The sequence below is a fragment of the Dysgonomonas termitidis genome, assembly GCF_054657735.1.
Map to the genome: position 1 here is coordinate 1,113,318 of NZ_BAAHYD010000002.1, position 22,946 is coordinate 1,136,263.

Consider the following 22,946-nt stretch of genomic DNA (forward strand, 5'->3'; position numbering starts at 1 on the left):
GCCCCTTGCAGATGAGGGGGTAAATCCAATTTAAATAAAAGGATAATATGTCTAATAAAAAGAAAAATTTTCTTCATCTAAGCGAAAGTAACGAACCTGTTATTTCAATCATATCCAATGACTTTGATGATGGAGATTGCTATATAAACGAAAAAGACCTGAAAGAAGAATTACCGATTTTACCGCTTCGTAATACGGTGATTTTTCCCGGAACGAGTATGCCGATCTCGGTAGCCCGTAAAAAATCATTGAAACTAATAAAGAGTGTAAACCGTCTGAAAGGAAAGTATGTCGGCCTTGTCTGCCAAAAGGACGCAGAAAATGATGATCCGGAATCTGCCGACCTGTACTCAATGGGAGTAATCGGTGAGATTATACGCGTGATCGAGCTTCCCGACGATGAAAATGTAACTGTCATTTTTCAGGGCAAAAGGCGTTTCCGACTGACAGAACTGACACAGACCGAACCTTTTCTCAAGGGGCATTACGAAATACGAGAAACAGTACCTGTTCTTAAAAACGATACAGAATACAAGGCATTGTTGGATTCTATAAGGGATATGACAATACAAATGCTGCGTATGTATGGTGAACCGCCAAAAGAATTTATACAACGCCTTAAGTCGGATGTCGTGTCTTCGCTATTGGTGAATTATTGTTGTGCCAACCTTCCTGTATCCGGGACGGAAAAACAAAGTTTACTCGAGATAGATGATGACAAAGAGCGGGCATACCGCCTGCTTGTTATCCTCAACCGTGAAACTCAGATGATGGAGATGAAGCTCAATATTCAGATGAAAACACGTGAAGAGCTGAACCAGCAGCAAAAAGAGTATTTCCTGCAACAGCAGATCAAGACTATACAGGACGAACTGGGAGGAAACCCTCAGCAGGCCGATCTGGATGAATTCAGGCAACGGGGACAAAAGAAGAAATGGAACAAAGAGGCTGCTCAAACATTTGAAAAGGAAATGAGTAAACTGGAACGTCTGCATCCGCAGTCTCCTGATTATTCCACTCAGTTTACATATATAGAGACATTGCTTGATTTGCCCTGGGGCGAATATACCAAGGATAATTTCAACCTGAAAAATGCGCAGAAAGTACTGGATCAGGATCATTTCGGTTTGGAGAAGGTAAAAGAGCGCATAATCGAACACCTGGCAGTATTGAAGCTGAAAGGTGATTTGAAATCGCCTATCATCTGTCTCTACGGCCCTCCCGGAGTAGGTAAAACATCGTTAGGTAAATCCATAGCGAAAGCCTTGAACCGTAAATATGTACGTGTTTCGTTCGGTGGATTACACGATGAATCTGAAATTCGAGGCCACCGCCGTACATATATCGGGGCCATGCCGGGGCGTATTATTCAGAATATACTGAAAGCAGGCTCATCGAACCCTGTATTTGTACTCGATGAAGTGGATAAGGTGGGCAATGATTTTAAGGGAGATCCTTCGTCAGCCCTGCTGGAAGTGTTGGACCCTGAGCAGAACTCGGCTTTCCATGACAATTATCTGAATATTGATTACGATTTGTCGAAAGTAATGTTTATTGCTACGGCTAATAACCTGTCTACAATTTCCCAGCCATTACTCGACCGTATGGAACTGATCGATGTAAGTGGTTATATCATTGAGGAAAAAGTGGAGATAGCCCGCCGTCACCTGATTCCCAAGCAGCTCGAAAATCATGGGTTGGCTAAAGATGTTATAGATATTCCGAAAAAGACAATAGAGAAAATCGTTGAGAATTATACACGTGAATCCGGTGTGCGTGAACTGGACAAAAAGATAGCCAAGGTGATGCGCAAGGTTGCCCGGAAGGTTGCCTCGGAAGAAAAATATAAGAAGGTGATCGAGCCTGAAGATTTACACGAATATCTCGGCGCCATAGAATATACACGCGATCAGTATCAGGGAAATGGTTATGCCGGAGTGGTTACAGGTCTGGCCTGGACATCGGTTGGAGGAGAAATACTCTTTATTGAAACGTCTTTGAGCAAGGGTAAAGGCGGTAAACTGACGCTTACCGGAAACCTGGGCGATGTGATGAAAGAATCTGCCGTATTGGCATTGGAATATCTTCATTCCCATTCTCAATACTTCGGCATCGATGAAAAAGTGTTTGATAACTGGAATGTCCATGTCCACGTACCGGAAGGTGCTATTCCGAAAGATGGTCCGTCGGCAGGTATTACTATGGTAACATCTTTGGCTTCGGCCTTTACCCAACGTAAAGTGAAACCAAACCTTGCCATGACCGGTGAAATTACTTTACGCGGTAAAGTATTGCCGGTAGGAGGTATCCGGGAAAAAATACTGGCGGCTAAACGCGCAGGGATAAAAGATATAATCTTATGTAACGAGAATAAGAAAGATATCGACGAAATTAAGCCGCTTTATCTGAAAGGGTTGACTTTCCACTATGTGGATGATATAAAGCAGGTTCTGGATATAGCCCTGTTAAAGGAGAAAGTAAATGAACCACTGGATTTGTCTATAAATGAGGAAAAGGTAGCGAACTGATAAAACAAATAAGTGCAAATCCCCGATTTGCACTTATTTGTTTTTAAAGAATCCTTTTACATTTGTATTTACCCGCCTGCGCAGGCTTGCAGCCTGTGTGTTATTCATATAGTAAGTGAAGCAGACATGGTTTGCAACCGTGTACTTGTGATCTGTATCTTCACCTGCTTAGCGAGAAACTAAAATCAGAGATAGAAATATGCGAAAAAAAAGAAAATGTTTATCTATATTATTTTAGCTCTTTGAAATATTGATTAAAGCAGTTACGAGTTACGAGTAGACAAGATACGAGTAAACGAGATACAAGTTGTTAACTGATGACTGTTTACTGTTTACTGTTCACTGTTCACTGATATATCTGTTACCTTTGTTACCTTTTGCGCCTTAGCGTCTCTGCATGAAATACTGTTTACTGATGACTGTTTACTGTTCACTGATATATCTGTTACTTTTGTTACCTTTTAACAGTTACGAGTTTGCCTCGCCTTCGCTTCGGCGAATGTTATTTCTGCGCCCTTTGGGCAGTTACAACTTACAGGTTGGCTAGCGCCCTATTTTGTTTCACGCAAAGATGCAAAGGCGCAATTTTTTTTACATCTTACGGGTTAATGACTGTTTACTGCTAACTGTTTACTGTTAACTGATATGTGTTACCTTTTTGAGCCTTAGCGTCTCGGTGAGAGAAACTTTTTATAAAAGAGATGCTTCGTTCCTCAGTATGGCAACCAAATTATTAATTATTCATTCTTAATTATTCATTGTTTTCTGTTACCTTTGTACCACAATGATCGATAGTACGGATATAAAAGAAAGAGGAACGTCGTTACTCAGGTATGCCATGCATTATGGCGCTATGCTGGGGCTTTTTTGGATGTTCAAGTACATGTTTAAGATAGGGGCGGGATTTTCGGATCATGTCTTCATCTATATATTCTATTTACTAAATGTAGGCACGTTCCTGCTTATATATATTTTTACTTTTAAATATAAAGCTTCAGAACCGGATAAGCCGAAGGGTATATGGTCATGTGTCTTTTTCGTTGTACTGATCTGTTTCTTTGCTTCGTTTTTCGAAGCTGTGATTATGTACGCTCACTTTAAGTTCATCGATCCGGGTTTTTTCATGAAGATGACCGCCCCTTTTATCGCGATGGTAGATAAAATGCCTAATCTCCAGCCGGATCAGAAAGAAATATTTATGTATATCGTTACGGGGAAGCCATTATATATTATTTCCGAATTTATAGGTAATATGATATTGGGGGTGATCCTCGGTTTTCTTATGAGCTTTCTTGTAAATAGTACAAATAATAATATGAATAATAAATAGGCTTAGAGCCTCTAACGAACTATAGTAGTATCCCGATGGACATATCTGTTGTAATACCGTTGCTGAATGAAGAAGAATCTCTTCCTGAACTCTACGCTTGGATAAAGCGGGTGATGGATGAGAACGGGTATTCATATGAAGTAATTTTTGTAGATGACGGCAGTACAGACCGGTCATGGGATATTATAAGTAACTTAAAGAAGACTTCTCCTGAAATAAAAGCAATACGTTTCAGACGTAACTACGGTAAGTCTCCCGCCCTTCATTGTGCATTTCAGAAAGCGGAGGGAGATGTTGTGGTCACAATGGACGCTGATATGCAGGATAGCCCCGATGAGATTCCTGCTTTGTACAAAATGATAAAGGAGGATGATTATGATTTGGTTTCAGGTTGGAAAAAGAAGCGTTACGACCCGTTGTCAAAGACCCTGCCTACCAAATTATTCAATGCGACAGCCCGTAAAGTGTCGGGAGTGAAGCTGCATGATTTTAATTGCGGATTGAAATCGTACCGTAAAGAAGTCGTGAAAAGTATAGAGGTATACAACGATATGCATCGTTATATCCCTTATCTGGCGAAGATAGCCGGATTCAATAAAATAGGGGAGAAAGTTGTACATCATCAGGCGCGTAAATACGGTAAAAGTAAATTTGCAGGTCTCAGCCGCTTCGTAAACGGTTATCTGGATTTGCTTACACTTTGGTTCCTTTCGGTATTCGGACGTAAGCCGATGCATTTTTTCGGACTATGGGGAACGGTTATGTTCCTGCTGGGCCTGATAGCCGTAGTTATTGTAGGTGCGAATAAGTTATACGCTATCAGTAAAGGTATTCCGCATCCGTTGGTTACAAATTCTCCGTATTTTTATATTGCTCTGACTATGATGTTGTTGGGCACGCAATTATTCCTCGCAGGATTTTTAGGCGAAATTGTCTCCCGAAATTCCACAGTCAGGAACGATTATAAGATAACAGAAGAACTATAAATCTGAAATGCCGATGTAAAAATACCGGCATTTTTTGCAACTATAAGATCACTAATGAAACTAAAAGAACTCATCGAAAGTCGCTATTCGGTCAGGGCTTATCTTCCCCGGTCGGTAGAGGAAGATAAGATCAATTACATTCTCGAATGTGCGAGGCTCGCGCCTTCCGCCTGTAATAACCAGCCGTGGAAATTTTTTATCATCCGTAATCAATCCGTGATATCCTGCATACAGGAGTCGTATAACAGAGCGTGGTTTAAAACCGCTCCCGTTCATATTGTGGTGTGCAAAGATTCTTCCGTATCATGGAAAAGAACGGCATCGGATAATAAGGATTTCGGAGATGTGGATGCGGCCATTGCAGCAGAACATATATGTCTTGCGGCTGCGGAGAGCGGTTTGGGTACATGCTGGGTATGTAACTTTAATCCGGGTTTGCTGACGGAAGTGCTGAACTTGTCACCGGATCTTGAACCTATTGCCATATTCCCTCTCGGTTACATTGATATGGATAAAAGTATTGCAACAGAAAAGAAGCGTAAGTCCTTATCTGAAATAACCGAATGGATATGATTCAGATTGTTGCATTGGCAGTAGGGCTTTCGATGGATAGCCTGGTTGTTGCTCTTACTAGCGGGGCAGCAATAGGGAACCACAAAACAATTAATGTACTCAAAATAGCCGGTATGCTGGCCTTTATACAGATGAGTCTTACCATTTTCGGATGGTTTGTGGGATTTACATTCGCGTGTTATATTGAACAGTTTGATCATTGGCTGGCCTTTGGTATTTTATGCTTTCTTGGCTTCAGGGTTATAGTAGCCAGTCTGAAAGATGAGGAAAGCTCTCCATTCGATCCGCTTAACTTTAAAGTGATGCTTGGTCTGGCAGTAGCCACGAGTATAGATGCCACGGCGGTAGGATTGTCTTTATCTCTTGTGAACGTTGAAATACTGCTTCCTGCATTGATTATCGGAGTGGTAACTTTTATGATGTCTTCATTTGGTATCATTTTTGGATGTAAGGCAGGGCAGAGGTGTAATTTGCGTATAAATATTACCGGAGGTATAATTCTTATTCTTATCGGTTGCAGCATATTATTTCAGCATACGGTTATGGCCCGGACCCATATGGCTTTCCTGTGATTATTGTTTAAGATAATAAACTCTTGTTAAATAAATTGAAACCATCGAACTAACAGGTTGTTTCATAGTTTTATTTATCACCAGTGTATTATATTTGTCAGGGTTAGTAACTAATAATTTATATAAAATGACATTTTTGCTTTTTCTAATATTCGCCATAATTATATTCGGAGTAATGGTTCTGCTATCGATAGTTAGAGGAGTGTCGTCTTTTATCTTCGGAAAGCCTTCTACGTCACATAGCGGATATACTTCCAATAATAGATATACTTCAGGTAATACTTCATCATCGGGCAGAGCAGATACTGCTTCAAATAAAAAAATATTCTCGAAAGATGAGGGCGAATATGTAAAGTATGAGGAGATAAAAGATTGAACGATATACCCTTCTGTTTCATTAAACACTCATGGTTTTTCGTAGCCGGTATCGCCGGGTCAGGCTTTTTATACATTCTTTCCGGGTTGTAAAAATATGTCTTACCTTTAACTCAGGGAATATATGTGTCCCTTGATAAAAGAGATTGAATAGTCAGACAGGTTCTTTCGTCCGTGACTCCCGGATATTATAATGAGATGAAGCGGAATATTACTGAAATGAGTAAGAAACTCCAATCCGGCTTTTATCTGAAACAGATAGATACAATATTTAAATGTCATGAATAGAAACGGGTTGCATTTACAAAAAATGCAACCCGCTTTGTACTATAATAGGATTTCAATTCTTTCCTTTGAGCAAGCTGTTATACAGATTATCATCATGTATAATTTCATATGCTTTTTTGAATGTCTCACTGTATCCGTTATATATTTTGAGAGATGTTTCCGTATCATAAACATCCCGCGCCAGAAGCATCTTCAGCTGCATTCTGATTAAGTCCGAAGCCTTATTGAATTCATCCTCGTTATATGTAATTTTCTCTTCTTCTCCGGCAGCTACAATCTTCTCCAAGAGGCTCTGTGGAACAACGTATTTCTTCAGAAAAACTTCTTTTGTTGGATATTCTTCCAGAATCTCTTTACGGTGATTATCCACTTCACTGTATGCAACTTTGTAGATAAGTCCCCTGTTTGCAATATTTCTGAAATAGGGTGTATAATTTGTCGTGTCCAGCGGAACAAAGTAGTCCGGCATAATTCCTCCGCCCCCATATACAGTTCTGTGATTCATCAGGGTTGTATATTTGAGTGAGTCAGGAAAGTGGATACTGTCCGCATGCATCATTTCTCCTTTATTGTATCTTTCTATTACATCCATATTATAGGAGGTAAGGTCTCCACTTGTATAAGGTTTTTGTATAGAGCGTCCTGTCGGTGTATAGTAACGGGCAACGGTAAGCCTTATCATGGATTCATCCGGTAGGGGGATTTGCCTTTGTACAAGTCCTTTACCGAAACTGCGGCGACCTACAATCACACCTCTGTCCCAGTCCTGTACAGCACCTGACAATATTTCACTCGCCGAAGCCGAACCTTCATTAATCATAATGACCAATTTCCCATTCTCAAAATCGCCTTTTTCAGTCGATACTTCATCCCTTCTCGGTTGACGCAATCCTTCTGTATAGACAATAAGTTTACCTTTACTCAGAAACTCGTCTGACAGGTCGATTGCAGGAGCCATATATCCCCCGCCATTACCTTCAAGGTCGAGTATGAGGTTTTTCATTCCTTCCTTTTTTAATTTTGCTAAAGCGTCCTGAAATTCCTTTGTTGTTGTGGCCCCGAAGCGGATGATGCGTATATACCCCGTATTGTTATCCACCATATAAGAAGCATCTATGCTATATACAGGTATTTTTGCACGGGTTATTTTGAATTCCAGCAGCTCCGGCACGCCGCGGCGCAGAACCTTTACATTCACCTTTGTTCCTTTGGGCCCTTTAAGACGCGACATAACATATTTTGTCGACCTTTTTGTCCCTGCTATAAGCGTATCATTTACATAGAGAATTTTATCCCCGGCCATCAATCCGGCTTTTTCGGAAGGGCCTCCGGGTAAAGCTTCGATGACATAAAGTGTATCGGTCATCATATTAAATGAAATCCCGATTCCATCAAAATTGCCCTCCAATGGCTCATTCATATCTTTTACTTCATCTGTACTGATATAGGTAGAGTGAGGGTCCAGCTTTTCAAGAAGTGATTTAATAGCATCTTCTGCAAGCTTTTGGTCATTTACATCATCTACATACAGATTTTCGATGATTGCCATTGTAGTCGCTACCTTTTTCGACCCTTCACTCATTTTGAACTGGGCAGAGGCGGAAGCTACAATAGTAAGAAAGCACAGAGCCGCGATAATAACTCTTTTCATATATATTTATCTTGATTATATTTATGTTTCCGCAAAATGCGGAGTATTGTTCTGCGTAATTCAGATTTAATACTGGGTCTTCAGATTCATGCCTTCGGGTATAAACTCGCTGACATCATGCCCGAATCTTAACAACTCGCGTACTATGGTAGAACTAATATGTGTGAGTTCTGGTTCAGTGAAAAGGATAAAAGTTTCGATTCCCGAAATTTTCCGGTTCATGTCGGCAATTGTTTTTTCGTATTCAAAATCGTTTACCGAACGTATACCTCTTACAATAAAATTAGCTTTGACCGTTTTGGCAAAATCCACAGTCAGACTGTCATAGGTTTCTACCGATATGCGAGGCTCGTTTTTATAGAGGGAGCGTATCATATCGATGCGGTGTTCAAGAGAAAAATAGCTTTTTTTTGCATCGTTCTTTCCTATGGCAATAACGATCTCATCGACTAATGCGAGAGACCGTTTTACCAATGAATGATGTCCTATCGTAAAGGGATCGAATGTCCCCGGAAAGATTGCTTTTTTCTTCATTATTTTAATTCGCCATATCAGATATAAATTTGATACGGACCAGGCGGATTTCATCTTCTGAATATTCGCCTAACTCGTTGATTGCTTCTTCGAGATCGTCCGATTCGGCTTCCTGGAAATATTGGAATATATCGTCCAGATGATCTTCGTCTATTACTTCATGCAGGAAATAATCAATGTTTATCTTGGTTCCCGAATATACAATTGCTTCAACTTCATTAAGTAGTTCTGCAAAATCTATTCCTTTCGATTCGGCCAGATCATCCAGAGCCACTTTTCTGTCAATAGCCTGTACGATGGCTACTTTCAGTTTCGATTTGTTGGCAACGGTCCTTACACGTAAATCTTCGGGGCGTTCAATCTCGTTTTCTTCAACATGTTTTTTTATAATTTGCAGGAATTCGGCTCCGTATCTTTTAGCCTTACCCGCACCTACACCCGGAATATTCTGTAATTCCTCCATTGTGATAGGGTAGATGGTTGCCATCGCTTCCAATGATGGGTCCTGGAAAATCACATATGGCGGAACGTTATTGTTCTTAGCCATTTTTTTGCGAAGGTCCTTCATTATGGAAAACAATACCGGGTCTACGGCCGAACCGCCGCCACCACCTTTCACTACTACATCGTCTATGTTGTCATCGTCTTCCAGATCTTCTTCATCCGCAGTCGTGATTTTGAAAGATACAGGCTTTTTAAGGAAATCTTTTCCTTTTTTTGTAATCTTTAATAGCCCGTAATTTTCGATATCTTTATCAAAGTATCCTGCGATAATGGCCTGACGAATCACTGCATTCCATGTATCTTCATCGGCATCATCCCCGGAACCGAACACTTCCAGATCCTGATGCTCGTATGTTTCAATTTCGGATGTCTCTTTACCTCTGAGGATATTAATAACATAATCCGTCTTGAATTTTTCTTTTAACGCAACTACAGCTTCCAGAGCTGTTAACAATAAATCTTTAGCTTCCACCTGTTTTTTTGGATTTACACAATTGTCACAATTTCCACAATTTCTTACTTTATATTCTTCACCGAAATAGTGAAGGAGCACCTTTTTCCTGCATAATGCAGTCTCTGCGTATGCCGCTGTTTCAAGGAGCAGTTGTTTCCCTATTTCTTGTTCTGCAACAGGTTTTCCCTGCATGAACTTCTCTAGTTTCTGTAAGTCTTTAAAGGAGTAGAAGGCAATACATTTTCCTTCACCTCCGTCTCGTCCGGCCCGGCCTGTTTCCTGATAATATCCTTCAAGACTCTTTGGCATGTCGTAATGTATTACATACCTTACGTCCGGCTTGTCTATTCCCATACCGAAGGCGATCGTAGCTACGATAACGTCGACCTGTTCCATCAGGAATGCATCCTGGTTAGCCGAGCGCGTATTTGCATCCAATCCTGCGTGATATGGTAATGCATTGATATTATTTGTCTGCAGTATCTCTGCGAATTCTTCTACTTTTTTGCGGCTCAGGCAATATATAATGCCCGACTTATGTCCCTGCGACTTGATATATTTTATAATATCCTTGTCTACATTGTTCGTTTTGGAACGCACTTCATAGAAAAGATTTTCTCTGTTGAATGAAGCTTTGAAAACATCGGCTTCGACCATCCCCAGATTCTTCTGGATGTCGAGCTGTACTTTTGGCGTAGCTGTCGCTGTGAGCGCAATAATCGGATGTTTACCTATCTCGGTAACGATAGGACGTATCCGCCTGTATTCGGGGCGAAAATCATGTCCCCATTCCGATATACAGTGTGCTTCGTCTATAGCGTAAAACGAAATCTTTATTTGCCGGAGGAAATCTATGTTTTCTTCTTTTGTCAAGGATTCAGGCGCTACATAGAGCAACTTGGTTTTGCCTGAAAGGATATCGCCTTTTACCTGTTCTATAGCCGCTTTGTTGAGTGATGAATTGATGAAATGGGCAACCCCGTCTTCTTCACTGAAATTGCGCATCGCGTCTACCTGATTCTTCATCAGCGCTATAAGCGGAGATATGATAACAGCTGTACCACCCATCAATAAAGCCGGCAACTGGTAACAAAGCGACTTTCCTCCCCCTGTAGGCATCAGGACAAAAGTATCCTTCTCGTCCAGAAGATTCTGGATGATTGCCTCTTGGTTTCCTTTGAATTTATCAAAGCCAAAATGCTTTTTTAAAGCAACGGTCAGTTTATCGTTTCGGTCAGGCATATTTGTAAAAAAATAGGCTATTATGTTATACGAAGATAAAGTCCTAATTTTAAATCTCCAACTTAAAATAGGCTATTTTTTATGAAAAAAACAAACTTTATTGTGAATTTTTGAGTTTTATCATTTGCGACTTCTCGAGTTGTTCCCCGGCATAGTCTTTGGTGATGTGTAATTGCGTTTGTTTTGTAGAAGGTATGGTAAACATTGCGTCCATCATTATATTTTCTACAATAGAGCGCAATCCTCTTGCTCCCAACTTGTATTCTATCGCCTTGTCCACAATAAATTCGTATACATCTTCGTCGAATGTGAGTTCCACATCGTCCATTTTGAAGAGCTTGATATATTGCTTTATGATAGAGTTTTTAGGTTCGGTAAGAATTCGGCGTAAAGCACTCCGGTCCAACGTATCCAGATATGTCAGTATTGGCAGACGCCCGATGATTTCGGGGATTAGTCCGTAAGATTTTAAATCCTGGGGCGCTACATATTGCAACAGGTTTTCTCTGTCTACTTCTGCATTTCTCAGAGAAGAGGCATATCCTACTACTTTAGTATTCAGGCGTTGGGCAATCTTCCGTTCTATGCCGTCAAACGCTCCTCCGCAAATAAAGAGAATGTTTTTGGTGTCGACAGCGATCATTTTCTGGTCAGGGTGCTTACGGCCTCCTTGTGGCGGTACATTTACGATTGATCCTTCCAATAATTTTAGTAGTCCTTGTTGTACCCCTTCGCCGCTTACATCACGGGTAATGGATGGGTTGTCGCTTTTGCGTGCTATCTTATCTATCTCGTCAATGAATACGATTCCTCTCTCGGCTGATGCTACATCATAGTCCGAAGCCTGAAGTAGCCGGGTAAGGATACTTTCTATGTCTTCTCCTACATATCCGGCTTCGGTAAGTACGGTTGCGTCTACAATGGCGAAAGGTACGTGCAGCATCTTTGCTATTGTACGGGCCAGAAGCGTCTTTCCGGTACCGGTAGGTCCTACAAGGATAATATTCGACTTTTCTATTTCAATATCATCGTTCTTTTCCTGTAATATCCGTTTGTAGTGATTATAAACGGCAACAGCCAGATAGCGTTTGGCGTTATCTTGCCCGATAATATATCCGTCGAGGTATTCTTTTATCTTTTTAGGGTCAGGTAATTGTGTTTTATCAATGCCTATCGACGATTTTTGTTTAGCTTCGATGCTTTCTTTTACTATTTGATAGGCCTGTTCGGCACAGCTGTCGCAGATATCTGCGGACAAACCGGATATAAGCATGTTCACATCCTTATCGCTTCGTCCGCAAAAGCTGCATTGGTTTATTTCTTTTTTTGCCATAAATTGAATTATAAGTATTGAGTTCTAAGCTTTATCCGAACCCATTACTTATTATTACTTATTTCTAATTAAAACGTCGTCTACCATACCATAATCTTTGGCTTCGGCCGAAGTCATCCAGTAGTCACGGTCCGAGTCTTTTTCAACCCTGTCGAATGGTTGTCCTGAGTGATCGGCTATGATGGTATATAGTTCTTTCTTTATTTTTCCTATTTCGCGTGCGGTGATTTCAATATCGGAAGCCTGTCCCTGCGCGCCGCCTAGTGGCTGGTGGATCATTACGCGTGAATGTTTCAGCGCAAAACGTTTGCCTTTTTCTCCTGCTACAAGCAGTACGGCTGCCATAGACGCCGCAATTCCTGTACAGATGGTAGAGACATTACTGTTTATAAACTGCATGGTATCGTAGATGCCGTATCCTGCATAAACAGAACCGCCGGGAGAATTAATGTAGATAGATATATCTTTTCCGGAATCAGCGGAATCAAGATAAAGCAGCTGCGCCTGAATTACATTAGCAGTATAATCGTCTATTTGGGTGCCAAGAAAGATGATCCGGTCCATCATCAGACGGGAGAATACATCCATCTGCGCCACATTCAGCTGACGCTCTTCTATGATAGTGGGTGAAATATAGCTGCTTGTGATATCTACATATTTATCTAGAGCAAGTCCGTTCATTCCTAAATGCTTGGTAGCATATTTCTTAAATTCATTGTTCATAACGTTTTCCTTTCAATAAGTGAATAATTAAATACTATAAGTCTTATAAACAATTATCATGCCATTGTAACCGGCACAAAAAAGAGGCTAATATTCAGCCCCATTTCTTATAAACAAAGTTATAAATAAAAAATTGAAAAGCTGAGATATTATTCACTGTATTTCTTCTATTATTTCACTGAAAACGGGCAGAAAGAGTAATTATCCTTCTGCCCGCTATATAATTTCATTCAGGTTTAAGCTTCTTCCTGTTTGTCATCTTCTTTTTCGAAGAATTTACGAAAGTCATCCAGTGAAATGGATTTTTCTTCTATTCCTAATTTTGTTTTCAATGCATCGATTATCTTGTTTTCCATTGCGCGATCGAGCAGGTTGCGGGCGTTGTCTTTGTTTTTCAACATGTCATTCGCATAATTTTCAACCATTTCATCCGGCAGGTTCATCATGCCATATTGAGCGAACTGTGCTCTTGCTGCCTGCATCGCAATAGTTTTCATATCTTCATTCTCGATCTTGATATCATAGTCTTTTGCGATTTGTTCCTTAATGAGGTGGAATTTCAGGTCGGCAACGATTTTCGGATAATCAGCTTCAATAGATTCTGCAGTTCTTTCTTCACCTGATGCTAGCAGCCATCTTTTCAGGAAAGCATCTGGAAATTGAAGGTCTCCGACTTTTTTCTCCAGCAGTTCTTTTGCATCCAAGAGGAATTTGTAATCACTATCCGGAGCAAACTGGTCTTCGATAGTTTCTTTTACTTTAGCCTTGAACTCAGCTGCATCTTTTACTGTATCTGCGCCGAATACTTTGTCGAACAGATCTTTATCCAGCTCAGCTTCTTTGTAACGGGTGATTTCAGTAATTTCGAATTTAAATTCAGGAGCAATGGCTTCTACTGCATCTTTTTCGATGTGAAGTAATGAAGCTATTTCCGTTTCGTTTCCTTCATATGCTTTGCCCGGATTGAATGTGATTACATCCCCGGCTTTTGCACCTACGAATTTGGCTTGTTCGTCGGCATCTTTCATGTAAGATGGCATTACTACACCTGCTTCTACGTTGATACCGCCTTCTTTTGCTTTCCCGTCTTCCAGTTCAGAGATAGTGCCTCTGATAAGGTCAGTTGCGATGGCGCCATCCTCGATCTTGTCGTACTTACCATAGTTTGCTTTGTAAGACTCGATTTGCTTGTCAACAAGCTCTTCGTTTACATCAATCTTGTAGTAAGTCACTTTGTCTTTCTTGGTAAGCGACAGTTTAATTTCAGGGGCAAGGGCGATATCGAAATAGAAATCATAGTCGCCTTCTGTTGCAAAATCGATTGCCTGTTGTTTTTCTTCGTTAGGAAGTGGTTCGCCAAGCACGTTCAATTTGTTTTCCTGAATATAGTTATATAGGCTTTCACCTACTATTTTGTTTATTTCTTCGGCCATTATGGATTTACCATACATTTTTTTTACCATACCCACAGGCACGGTTCCCGGACGGAATCCCGGTACATTTGCTTTTTTGCGGAAAGTTTTCAGTGCGCTGTCAAGTTTTTCCTGATAGTCGGCTTTAGCAACACTGATTTGTAGAATAGCGTTTACACTATCGACATTTGTTAGAGATACATTCATCTTAACGGGTTTATTTTAAATTATTACAAGTTTATTCAAATGTATAAGAAAAAGTTAGCTTTCCCAGCTCTCTTTTTTGGTGGTGCAAAAATAGTCTTATTATTGTAATATTCAAAGAGAAATAATAATTAATCTCAAAGCCCTTTTTATAAAAATAAGGCATAATGCGTTAAAAATATGTTTTGTAACATGTTTTATATAAAAAAATACTAACTTTGTTTTTAAGTTAATTATTGAACCTGATTTATATATCAAGCTTTTCTCTATGGTAGCAGATAGCAGCAATGTTGTGAGTATATCGGAATGCATTCCGGAGATTTGGGATTTGTTGAATAATAAGGAACGTGACTTAATTTCGGCAAACGCGAAGATTCTTGACTATAAAAAGAATGAGGTGATCTACAGAGAAGAAGAAACGCCTCAGGATCTGATGTGTCTGTGCAAAGGCAAAGTCAAGATATATAAAGATGGGGTAGGAGGACGTAGCCAGATAATCAGGATGATACGTCCAACCCAGTATTTCGGTTACCGGGCCTATTTTGCAAACCAGCCTTATGTGACTGCTGCTTCGGCATTTGAAGCCTCCACCATCTGTCTCATATCGATGCGGATTATTGAAGAGATAGTTTCCGTAAATTCAAAATTAGGTATGTTCTTTATCCGTGAGTTGTCGACAGATCTGGGAATTGCGGATGAGAGAGTCGTTAATCTTACCCAGAAACATATCCGGGGACGTTTGGCCGAATCGCTTATCTTCCTTATTGAAAACTACGGGCTGGAAGAAGACGGCGCTACTATCAGTATCTACTTGTCACGGGAAGACCTCGCCAATTTGTCGAATATGACGACCTCGAATGCCATCAGGACATTGTCTACATTCGTCGATGAGCATATAATTACACTCGACGGTCGAAAAATCAAGATAATAGACGAAGAAAAGCTACGAAGAATAAGCAAAATCGGATGATTACCAATATTGCTCATAAATATCTGGACTTCAAATATAAAGAGGTTGCCGGATTCATCAATAAACCAATCTGTACTCAGGAAAAAGTACTATCCTATTTGCTTCGCAACGGAGCTCAAACATCAATAGGAGATCAATATAACTTTTCCTCAATTGAGAATAAGGATGATTTCAGGAAGCAGGTTCCTGTTTTCCATTATGAAGATTTACGTCCCTATCTTGATAAGATACTGATAGATAAACAACAGAACGTGTTGTGGAACAAACCTGTAAAGTGGTTCGCCATGTCGTCCGGTACTACCGAGGATAAGAGCAAATACATTCCCGTAACTCAGGAATCTCTGGCAAAGGGTCACTACAAATGTGGAGAGCAGATGCTCGCTATATACGGGCAGGCAAACCATAAGGCCGGATTCTTTTTCGGAAAGACATTAGTTCTGGGAGGGAGTAAACAGATAAACAACATAGGGGACGGGATCTTTACCGGAGATATATCCGCCATCTTGATTAAGAATCTGTATTTCTGGGCTAAGAGAAGCCGTACACCTGAGAGTATCTCGCTTTTACCCGATTGGGAAGTGAAACTGCAGGCATTAGCGGACTATGCTGTAAAGAATGATATCAGGGCATTTATGGGCGTGCCTTCATGGCTGCTTGTCCTCTTGAAAAAGATAAAGGCTGATACAGGACGTGAACTGACTGATATCTGGCCTAACCTGGAAGTCTTTTTCCACGGGGGAGTCAGTTTCACTCCATTCGAAGAGCAATATAAGAAGATCATACGAAAACCTGAGATGCATTATTGGGAGATATATAATGCTTCGGAAGGATTCTTCGGAGTACAGTTCTCCGATAAGTCGAAAGATATGCTTCTGATGCTGGATAGCGGTATCTACTACGAATTTGTGCCGATGAGCGAATGGAATAGCGAGTATCCCAGGACACTGACATTGGACGAAGTGGAGACCGGGCAGAATTACGCTCTCCTCATCTCTACCAATGGCGGGCTTTGGCGCTACATGATAGGGGATACTATCGAATTTACTTCTACTACTCCTTATCTGTTCCGGATAACGGGCCGTACGAAGAACTTTATCAATGCTTTCGGAGAGGAGATCATTATAGACAATGCCGAGAGAGCTTTATCCGAAGCGTGTAAAGATACCGGTGCACAGATAACTGAATATACAGCAGCCCCCGTTTATTTTGGGGACGAAAATACCGGAGCTCATGAGTGGTTTATCGAGTTTTCCGTCGAGCCTGACGATTTGGATGAGTTTGTCAAATCTTTGGATGATAACCTGAAGAGAGTAAACTCAGACTATGAAGCCAAGCGTTCTTATAATCTCTCTTTAGGTTTGCCTATCGTAAAAAGTTTGCCAAAAGGAACATTCAATGAGTGGCTGAAATCGATAGGGAAACTGGGCGGCCAGAACAAAGTGCCTCGGTTATCGAATAATAGGGACTATATAGACAGGCTAAGGCTGTTTATAGAACAGACAAGATAAGATGAAAAAGGATGGTTGTACGACCATCCTTTTTTATTCTTGCGCGTTATTCCAGCAAACTTGCCGCTTCAGCGTCCAGGAACCAATACAAATAGCCCCTTTTCGGATTTACTTTCGCCGCAGGGTATTTATTCAGGTATTCCTTCCGGTTCTTTATTATGTCTCTGACTTTTTCTGCCTTGTTATTTCCTGTGGCAAGGAATACGACATACTGTGAGTTGTTCACCACTTTGCCGCTGATAGTTACCCGCTGCATACCTGTTTCAGGATGCTCTCCGATAACACAGATATCTTTGCTGTCCCAGAGTTCAATCTGGTTAGGGAAAATAGATACGGTATGTCCGTCATCTCCCAGTCCAAGCATGACGATCTCGAAGCTCGGCATGTCCTGTTTTTGCATTAGTTTCGATTTCAGAACCGTGCCGTACCATAACGCTTCTTCTTCCGGTTCGTTCTCTCCGTGTATGCGGTAGATGTTATTATTCGGAATGCCGGGCACCTTGTCGAACAAATGGTCCTTTGTCATCCCGAAATTATTCATCACATTTTCCGGTGGTACGCAACGTTCGTCCCCCCAGAAAAACGAGATACGGTTCCAGTCGATAGACTCTTTACAGTTTTCAGCCCAATGGTCAAAAATTACCTTAGGCGTGGTTCCCCCCGACAGGGCCAGGTTGATGTGCGGATATACATCCAGCAACTTTAGTACAAACTCGGTGAATCCTTTGCTTAAAGCCTTAGGATCTTCATAAACTTTAATCTCTTCTTTTATCATAGTTCGCAATATATACCATCGTCAGACAGATTCTTACAAGGATATCTCCATGTCAGATTTTTTTCTTCAATCAGGTCATCGGCACAATTAGGTCCCCATGAGCCGGCAGGATAACCATGTAGCGGCGCATCCGGATTCTTCTCCCAAAAATCGAGCAGGGGTTGCACAAATTTCCATGTGGCTTCCAAGGCATCGCCCCGGATATATAACGTAGAATCGCCTACCATACAGTCGAGCAGCAGACGTTCGTATGCTTCGGGCAGATAGGTGTCTTGCAGTTGCGAATAATGGAAATCCATATTCACATTCTTTACCTGATAACCGCTTCCCGGTACTTTCATCTTTGTTTTCAGCAGAATGCCTTCATCCGGCTGGATTCTTATTACCAGTTGGTTGTCGTCATTGTTAAGGTCAGTAGTTTCCGGAAACAATCGTTGCGGAGCCGGCTTGAAGTGTATAACTACTTCCGATACCCGTGTCGGTAAACGTTTTCCGGTGCGGATGTAAAAAGGGACATCCCCCCAGCGCCAGTTGTCAATAAACAGTTTCATAGCCACATAGGTTTCGGTGCGTGAGTCCTTGTCCACATCTTTTTCTTCCCGGTAACCTTTGGCATATTTACCTTTTATGTTGGCAGCTGTATATTGTCCGCGAATGACATTTTTGAACAGATCGTCATTTGACATAGGGCGGAAAGCCTGAAATACTTTCAGTTTTTCGTTCCGTATCGAAACTGAGTCTATAGACATCGGAGGTTCCATCGCGACAAGGGCTACTAATTGCAGCAGATGATTTTGTACCATGTCGCGTAATGCACCTGAATGGTCGTAATATCCTCCGCGATTTTCCACGCCAATACTTTCGGCAGCCGTGATTTCGACATGATGGATATAATTCCTGTTCCACAGAGGTTCATAGATACCGTTTGCAAAACGGGTAACCAGCATATTCTGTACAGTTTCCTTGCCCAGATAATGGTCGATACGGTATATCTGCTCTTCATCGTAATCTTCGCGTAAAGAGGCATTTAGTGAAATGGCAGATTCCAAATCTGTGCCGAAAGGCTTTTCTATAATGATCCGTCTGAAATTATCATCTTCTTTGTTCAATCCCTGCTCTGCCAGGAATTTAGGTATGAGAGGATAGAGCGCAGGCGGAGTAGATAAATAGAAAATATAATTTCCCGCAGTATTTTCTTCTTTGTCCAGCAGGTCTAAACGGTCTTTCAGTTTCGGGTATTCTTTACCGTCATCTGTATTGATAGACAGATAATGAAGTTTCTGGCAGAATGTATTCAATTCTTCATCAGAGACGTCTTTAGCCGTAGCGAATTGCTTAATACCATCTTTCATCTTTTCACGGAAAGAATCATCCGTAAAAGGACTGCGAGCCACTCCCAATACTGCAAAGTTTTTAGGAAGTGAATTCTGTTTATGCAAATCGAATATAGCAGGAATCAGTTTCCTGTATGTAAGATCTCCCGATGCACCGAATATGACCAGTGCCTGATCTTTTATAATTTTTGGTTTCATCGTATTTTAGTTACGAGTTACGAGTTACAAGTTACGAGTTTGTAGAAGCGACTTATTGTGTGTCCGACTTATTATAACCCGTAACTTGTAACTGCCCGTAGGGCGAAGTAACTAAGTTAGTCTTTCTTTATTTCGTGGCCGCCAAACTGATTTCTCATGGCTGCGAGAAGTTTCATTGCATAAGATGATTCCTGTCTCGATTCGAAACGGGTAAAGAGTGAAGCTGTAATAACGTGTGCCGGTACATCAAAATCCATCGCGGTCTGCACTGTCCAACGGCCTTCGCCGCTATCGGCTACATAATCTTTGATGCCGTCCAGATTTTCGTTCCCTTCAAGTGCATTGCCTATCAGTTCCAACAACCATGAACGGACAACCGAACCCTGCATCCATACACGGGAAACTTTTTCTAAGTCCACATTGTATGGCGAATTTTTCATTATCTCAAATCCTTCTGCGTATGCCTGCATCATGCCATATTCGATACCATTGTGTACCATTTTCACCATATGACCGGAACCGCTTTCGCCACAACGCATATAGCCGTTTTCGGGGGCAAGGCTCTTAAAGATAGGTTCGGCAAAGTCACAGGCTTCCTTATCACCGCCATACATCAGGCAGTATCCGTTCTGAAGCCCCCATACACCGCCGCTTGTACCACAATCGAGGTAATGGACCCCGTGTTCTTTTATCTTTTTTCCTCGTTCTACGGTCTCTCTCCAGTAACTATTACCGCCATCTACAATTATATCGTTTGGATTAAGTAATGTAAGCAGTTCGGCAATGTTGGCATCTACCGGCTTACCCGCAGGAACCATTAACCATACTAATTTGCGTCCATCCAATTTATTCACAAGGTCTTTCAGGCTGGAGGCAGGTATAGCTCCTTTTGCAACTACTTCATCTATTTCTTTTTGGGTTAAGTTGTAAGCAACTACTTCGTGTCCATAATTCAACAGGCGTTCTACCATTTTACCGCCCATCTTGCCTAATCCTACAAATCCGATTTTCATATTAGCTTCTATTTTTGATTTTTATAATATAAACAAGTTAGTATCTGAAAAGATTTTGATAATTAATCTTTTAAACCGTACGAAGTTAGTGTTTTTTTATGATTTTAAGTTAAAATAGAATAGTATATTATTCCGCTGATCGATAGTGAATATTGGTTATCAATAATTTATATCTAAAAAATGTTTCATAAATATTATCTATTTATTTTGTCGTTATATTTCAATTATCAATATTTAAAAGAGAGTAGGGTCTGTTTCGGTAATTCATGAAATACTTTTCCTGTGGCAGCTTGTAATGGCAAATAAATATTCGCCCTTTGCACCGAATAAATACTTTATGCTGTTTAATGTTGCTTATTGTCCCGAAATTATATGCATTTTATAATTTTCCTATCTGTCGACTTTTCAGAAATAGTTTTTAAAAAAGTTGCAGATATATCAGTAAACAGTCATTAACCCGTAAGATGTAAAAAAATTGCGCCTTTGCGCCTTTGCGTCTTTGCGTGAAACAAAATAGGGCGTTAGCCAACCTGTAACTTGTAACTGCCTGCAGGGCGCAGTAACTTGTAACTGTTAAAAGGTAACAAAGGTAAATGGTATTTGTAATCAATTGATAATAAATACATAAGCCTACTTTTTAAAAATAGTGAGTAACAACCGGGTAACAAAAATGCAGAAAACAACATTCGCCTGGAAAGATTAAGTCTGTAAAGATACATTTCTTTTCCGATACCACCAACTACCTTTCTTTTCCTTTCCATGACATCCCTGTACGGCCATAATCAAGCGTCAAAAATAACGGTTGCAAGATATAACATATTTTATTTATAACGGGTACTGTTTTTACATGATTTTAAATTAAAGCCTTACATTTGCAATCTAACAACCTGTTTTTTGTAAGCGGTCATGAGGGCAAAAGATTATATCGAAAAAAATAAAAACAGCATCAGCCATTTGGAGGAAGTTAGCCTGGCCATAGCCGGCCTGTATCCCCTCCGTTCCGATGAGGTTGCAACCGGTGAATACCATAAGTGTATCCTGACCGCCGACTGGCGGTATCAAAAGTACAGATACTCCGCGATGGATTATGAACTGAATAAAGGCATTATGGCCGGGCAAAAACCAGTCTTTGCCTACAATCCCGGTGAAATAAATAAAGATACGGCCCCGGCAGTGCGCCTTGAATTACTGCAAGCCGTTGAACAGGATAAAAGCTTCGGCTACCTGTTTTACCTGCTGGCAAGCGAGCAGAACAGGAATCCCGGCCGCCTTTTTACGTATGACTGCGTGCCGGACAGGGAAGAAATAGAAAAGGCCATAGGCTTTGACTGGGACGATGAGAAAGAGCACCTGGCAACAATCGAAAGCTATCCCGGAAAGCTGGCGTACCTGCTGGAGCGTAAAACGGCCTTTTTACAAAAATACCGGGATGCAGATGGTACTCCGGAACAAAACACCTTTACCGGTAACTGCCTGCTGGAAATAGGGCTTATAAAGGAATTGATAAGCATAGGGCAATCCGGTCAGCCTGCACATCCGGGAGTAAAGGAGGACAGGCCTCAGCGGATAATAGATGCCGGTAAGTTGAAAGACTATTTTAGCCCTGCCTTCAGGGGCATGGGAAATAACATCAACTATTTCGACACCCTGGTCGATGAATTACATACAGACCGGACAGCCAAAGAGTTTGGCCAGATCGCTTATATGATATACACAGGCAAGCATATGAACAGCAGGAAGCCTGCAACATTCTCCCAATGGTACGGCCTGTTCTGTGAGGCCATTGGCATTGAGAAAGGCAAGGGATACAAGCCCAATAACCTGGACACACCCTCGGGGGATCTCAAAAAGCTATTCGGTTACCTGTAAAGTATAACTAAAAAATTATAAAAGGGAATTGTCGTTTATAAATTCCCTGCCTGTTCCCTGTAGCAATTCCCTCTTTTTCCTGCAATATTCTGTATATTACATTATTACCTGTTTTCGAAAATTCCCTTTTCTGTAAACAGGTATCCTTTGTGCAATTTTGTATTGTCTAAAACGGCAGGTACTTACGGACTGCCGGACGTGCGGGATAGGCCGTAAGCTACCGGAACACGGGCAAACCAAAAATTTTTGCATAATGAACTTGTATGACTTATTAAGCGACAATGCCAGCCTGAATGTAACCATCAATGCCGGGCAACTGATCGAAGCAATCGATTATTGTATAGACAAAACCCGGGAAGAACCGGGGCATCAGGATACGGACGTTGAAAACGGAACCTGCCTGAGCGCCGGACAGGCGGCGCAGCTACTGGATGTAAATACAGGCACGCTCCGGCGCTGGAATAAATCCGGCTACCTGTGCCCTGTCTCCACCGTGGGGAGAAGGAGGTACCGGGTGAGCGATATAAAGAAAATACTACGGATGAGTCCATAAATACAGGATTTCCGGAA

At 41.1% G+C, this 22,946-nt stretch carries 19 protein-coding genes; 10 read left to right on the plus strand and 9 right to left on the minus strand.

Features of this window, described 5'->3' with window-relative positions; all coding sequences use genetic code 11:
* The first annotated feature begins 47 nt into the window (after positions 1–47).
* The 6 genes from lon (at position 48) to ACYQ3L_RS08565 (ending at position 6,365) form a co-directional block, all read left to right on the plus strand.
* A complete protein-coding gene (gene lon, locus ACYQ3L_RS08540) occupies positions 48–2,528 on the plus strand; it encodes an endopeptidase La (protein WP_379996428.1) in 2,481 nt (826 codons plus the stop codon).
* A gap of 784 nt (positions 2,529–3,312) precedes the next feature.
* The gene (locus ACYQ3L_RS08545; protein WP_379996430.1) at positions 3,313–3,858 is read left to right on the plus strand and encodes a DUF4199 domain-containing protein; all 546 of its coding nucleotides are present in this window, start codon (positions 3,313–3,315) and stop codon (positions 3,856–3,858) included.
* A 35-nt stretch (positions 3,859–3,893) separates the two neighbouring features.
* Entirely contained in the window at positions 3,894–4,844 is a 951-nt protein-coding gene (locus ACYQ3L_RS08550; RefSeq protein WP_379996432.1) for a glycosyltransferase family 2 protein, read from the plus strand.
* Positions 4,845–4,898: 54 nt separating this feature from the next.
* Complete coding sequence (locus tag ACYQ3L_RS08555; protein WP_379996434.1) at positions 4,899–5,417, plus strand: nitroreductase family protein; 519 nt, start codon at positions 4,899–4,901, stop codon at positions 5,415–5,417.
* Entirely contained in the window at positions 5,414–5,989 is a 576-nt protein-coding gene (locus ACYQ3L_RS08560) for a manganese efflux pump MntP (RefSeq protein ID WP_379996436.1), read from the plus strand. The genes ACYQ3L_RS08555 and ACYQ3L_RS08560 overlap by 4 nt, the downstream gene beginning before the upstream one ends.
* Before the next feature lie 127 nt (positions 5,990–6,116).
* Positions 6,117–6,365, plus strand: a complete 249-nt coding sequence (locus ACYQ3L_RS08565) for a DUF4834 family protein (RefSeq protein WP_379996438.1) — start codon at positions 6,117–6,119, stop codon at positions 6,363–6,365.
* Positions 6,366–6,704: 339 nt separating this feature from the next.
* Here the strand turns inward: ACYQ3L_RS08565 and ACYQ3L_RS08570 are convergent, their stop codons facing one another.
* The 6 genes from ACYQ3L_RS08570 to tig all read right to left on the minus strand — a co-directional run bounded on the left by ACYQ3L_RS08570 (position 6,705) and on the right by tig (position 14,712).
* Positions 6,705–8,303, minus strand: coding sequence for a S41 family peptidase (locus ACYQ3L_RS08570; protein WP_379996440.1), 1,599 nt, complete (start codon positions 8,301–8,303; stop codon positions 6,705–6,707).
* A gap of 66 nt (positions 8,304–8,369) precedes the next feature.
* Positions 8,370–8,837, minus strand: coding sequence for a pantetheine-phosphate adenylyltransferase (gene coaD, locus ACYQ3L_RS08575; protein ID WP_379996442.1), 468 nt, complete (start codon positions 8,835–8,837; stop codon positions 8,370–8,372).
* Between the two features lie 4 nt (positions 8,838–8,841).
* The gene (recQ, locus tag ACYQ3L_RS08580) at positions 8,842–11,037 is read right to left on the minus strand and encodes a DNA helicase RecQ (protein WP_379996444.1); all 2,196 of its coding nucleotides are present in this window, start codon (positions 11,035–11,037) and stop codon (positions 8,842–8,844) included.
* 97 nt (positions 11,038–11,134) lie between these two features.
* Positions 11,135–12,370, minus strand: coding sequence for an ATP-dependent Clp protease ATP-binding subunit ClpX (gene clpX, locus ACYQ3L_RS08585; RefSeq protein ID WP_379996446.1), 1,236 nt, complete (start codon positions 12,368–12,370; stop codon positions 11,135–11,137).
* Positions 12,371–12,424: 54 nt separating this feature from the next.
* On the minus strand, positions 12,425–13,093 hold the full coding sequence (clpP, locus tag ACYQ3L_RS08590) for an ATP-dependent Clp endopeptidase proteolytic subunit ClpP (RefSeq protein ID WP_379996448.1): 669 nt from the start codon (positions 13,091–13,093) through the stop codon (positions 12,425–12,427).
* A gap of 236 nt (positions 13,094–13,329) precedes the next feature.
* Entirely contained in the window at positions 13,330–14,712 is a 1,383-nt protein-coding gene (gene tig / locus ACYQ3L_RS08595; protein WP_379996450.1) for a trigger factor, read from the minus strand.
* Between the two features lie 265 nt (positions 14,713–14,977).
* On the opposite strand from tig, the gene ACYQ3L_RS08600 reads away from it, so the two are divergent.
* Positions 14,978–15,679 (plus strand): Crp/Fnr family transcriptional regulator, encoded by a 702-nt coding sequence (locus ACYQ3L_RS08600; RefSeq protein ID WP_379996452.1) that lies wholly within the window; start codon positions 14,978–14,980, stop codon positions 15,677–15,679.
* The gene (locus ACYQ3L_RS08605; protein ID WP_379996454.1) at positions 15,676–17,187 is read left to right on the plus strand and encodes a GH3 auxin-responsive promoter family protein; all 1,512 of its coding nucleotides are present in this window, start codon (positions 15,676–15,678) and stop codon (positions 17,185–17,187) included. The genes ACYQ3L_RS08600 and ACYQ3L_RS08605 overlap by 4 nt, the downstream gene beginning before the upstream one ends.
* Before the next feature lie 46 nt (positions 17,188–17,233).
* Here the strand turns inward: ACYQ3L_RS08605 and pgl are convergent, their stop codons facing one another.
* From pgl to gnd, 3 genes are all read right to left on the minus strand, one after another.
* The gene (pgl, locus tag ACYQ3L_RS08610) at positions 17,234–17,962 is read right to left on the minus strand and encodes a 6-phosphogluconolactonase (RefSeq protein ID WP_379996456.1); all 729 of its coding nucleotides are present in this window, start codon (positions 17,960–17,962) and stop codon (positions 17,234–17,236) included.
* Positions 17,959–19,494, minus strand: a complete 1,536-nt coding sequence (zwf, locus tag ACYQ3L_RS08615) for a glucose-6-phosphate dehydrogenase (RefSeq protein WP_379996458.1) — start codon at positions 19,492–19,494, stop codon at positions 17,959–17,961. Before zwf ends, pgl begins: the two co-directional genes overlap by 4 nt.
* A gap of 116 nt (positions 19,495–19,610) precedes the next feature.
* Positions 19,611–20,507, minus strand: coding sequence for a phosphogluconate dehydrogenase (NAD(+)-dependent, decarboxylating) (gene gnd / locus ACYQ3L_RS08620; RefSeq protein ID WP_379996460.1), 897 nt, complete (start codon positions 20,505–20,507; stop codon positions 19,611–19,613).
* Positions 20,508–21,413: 906 nt separating this feature from the next.
* Here gnd and ACYQ3L_RS08625 point away from each other — a divergent pair.
* Together ACYQ3L_RS08625 and ACYQ3L_RS08630 are read left to right on the plus strand one after the other, a co-directional pair.
* Positions 21,414–22,376, plus strand: a complete 963-nt coding sequence (locus tag ACYQ3L_RS08625) for a hypothetical protein (protein WP_459952387.1) — start codon at positions 21,414–21,416, stop codon at positions 22,374–22,376.
* Between the two features lie 253 nt (positions 22,377–22,629).
* Positions 22,630–22,929, plus strand: a complete 300-nt coding sequence (locus ACYQ3L_RS08630) for a helix-turn-helix domain-containing protein (protein WP_380002133.1) — start codon at positions 22,630–22,632, stop codon at positions 22,927–22,929.
* The last annotated feature ends 17 nt before the right edge of the window (positions 22,930–22,946 follow it).

Excerpts from the sequence above, each read along its gene's own strand:
- pgl (WP_379996456.1), bottom strand. The coding sequence starts at position 17,962 with ATGATAAAAGAAGAGATTAAAGTTTATGAAGATCCTAAGGCTTTAAGC.
- ACYQ3L_RS08560 (WP_379996436.1), top strand. The coding sequence starts at position 5,414 with ATGATTCAGATTGTTGCATTGGCAGTAGGGCTTTCGATGGATAGCCTG.
- ACYQ3L_RS08550 (WP_379996432.1), top strand. The coding sequence starts at position 3,894 with ATGGACATATCTGTTGTAATACCGTTGCTGAATGAAGAAGAATCTCTT.
- tig (WP_379996450.1), bottom strand. The coding sequence starts at position 14,712 with ATGAATGTATCTCTAACAAATGTCGATAGTGTAAACGCTATTCTACAA.
- lon (WP_379996428.1), top strand. The coding sequence starts at position 48 with ATGTCTAATAAAAAGAAAAATTTTCTTCATCTAAGCGAAAGTAACGAA.
- ACYQ3L_RS08565 (WP_379996438.1), top strand. The coding sequence starts at position 6,117 with ATGACATTTTTGCTTTTTCTAATATTCGCCATAATTATATTCGGAGTA.
- gnd (WP_379996460.1), bottom strand. The coding sequence starts at position 20,507 with ATGAAAATCGGATTTGTAGGATTAGGCAAGATGGGCGGTAAAATGGTA.
- ACYQ3L_RS08555 (WP_379996434.1), top strand. The coding sequence starts at position 4,899 with ATGAAACTAAAAGAACTCATCGAAAGTCGCTATTCGGTCAGGGCTTAT.
- clpX (WP_379996446.1), bottom strand. The coding sequence starts at position 12,370 with ATGGCAAAAAAAGAAATAAACCAATGCAGCTTTTGCGGACGAAGCGAT.
- ACYQ3L_RS08570 (WP_379996440.1), bottom strand. The coding sequence starts at position 8,303 with ATGAAAAGAGTTATTATCGCGGCTCTGTGCTTTCTTACTATTGTAGCT.
- ACYQ3L_RS08545 (WP_379996430.1), top strand. The coding sequence starts at position 3,313 with ATGATCGATAGTACGGATATAAAAGAAAGAGGAACGTCGTTACTCAGG.
- clpP (WP_379996448.1), bottom strand. The coding sequence starts at position 13,093 with ATGAACAATGAATTTAAGAAATATGCTACCAAGCATTTAGGAATGAAC.
- ACYQ3L_RS08605 (WP_379996454.1), top strand. The coding sequence starts at position 15,676 with ATGATTACCAATATTGCTCATAAATATCTGGACTTCAAATATAAAGAG.
- zwf (WP_379996458.1), bottom strand. The coding sequence starts at position 19,494 with ATGAAACCAAAAATTATAAAAGATCAGGCACTGGTCATATTCGGTGCA.
- ACYQ3L_RS08630 (WP_380002133.1), top strand. The coding sequence starts at position 22,630 with ATGAACTTGTATGACTTATTAAGCGACAATGCCAGCCTGAATGTAACC.
- ACYQ3L_RS08600 (WP_379996452.1), top strand. The coding sequence starts at position 14,978 with ATGGTAGCAGATAGCAGCAATGTTGTGAGTATATCGGAATGCATTCCG.
- recQ (WP_379996444.1), bottom strand. The coding sequence starts at position 11,037 with ATGCCTGACCGAAACGATAAACTGACCGTTGCTTTAAAAAAGCATTTT.
- ACYQ3L_RS08625 (WP_459952387.1), top strand. The coding sequence starts at position 21,414 with ATGAGGGCAAAAGATTATATCGAAAAAAATAAAAACAGCATCAGCCAT.
- coaD (WP_379996442.1), bottom strand. The coding sequence starts at position 8,837 with ATGAAGAAAAAAGCAATCTTTCCGGGGACATTCGATCCCTTTACGATA.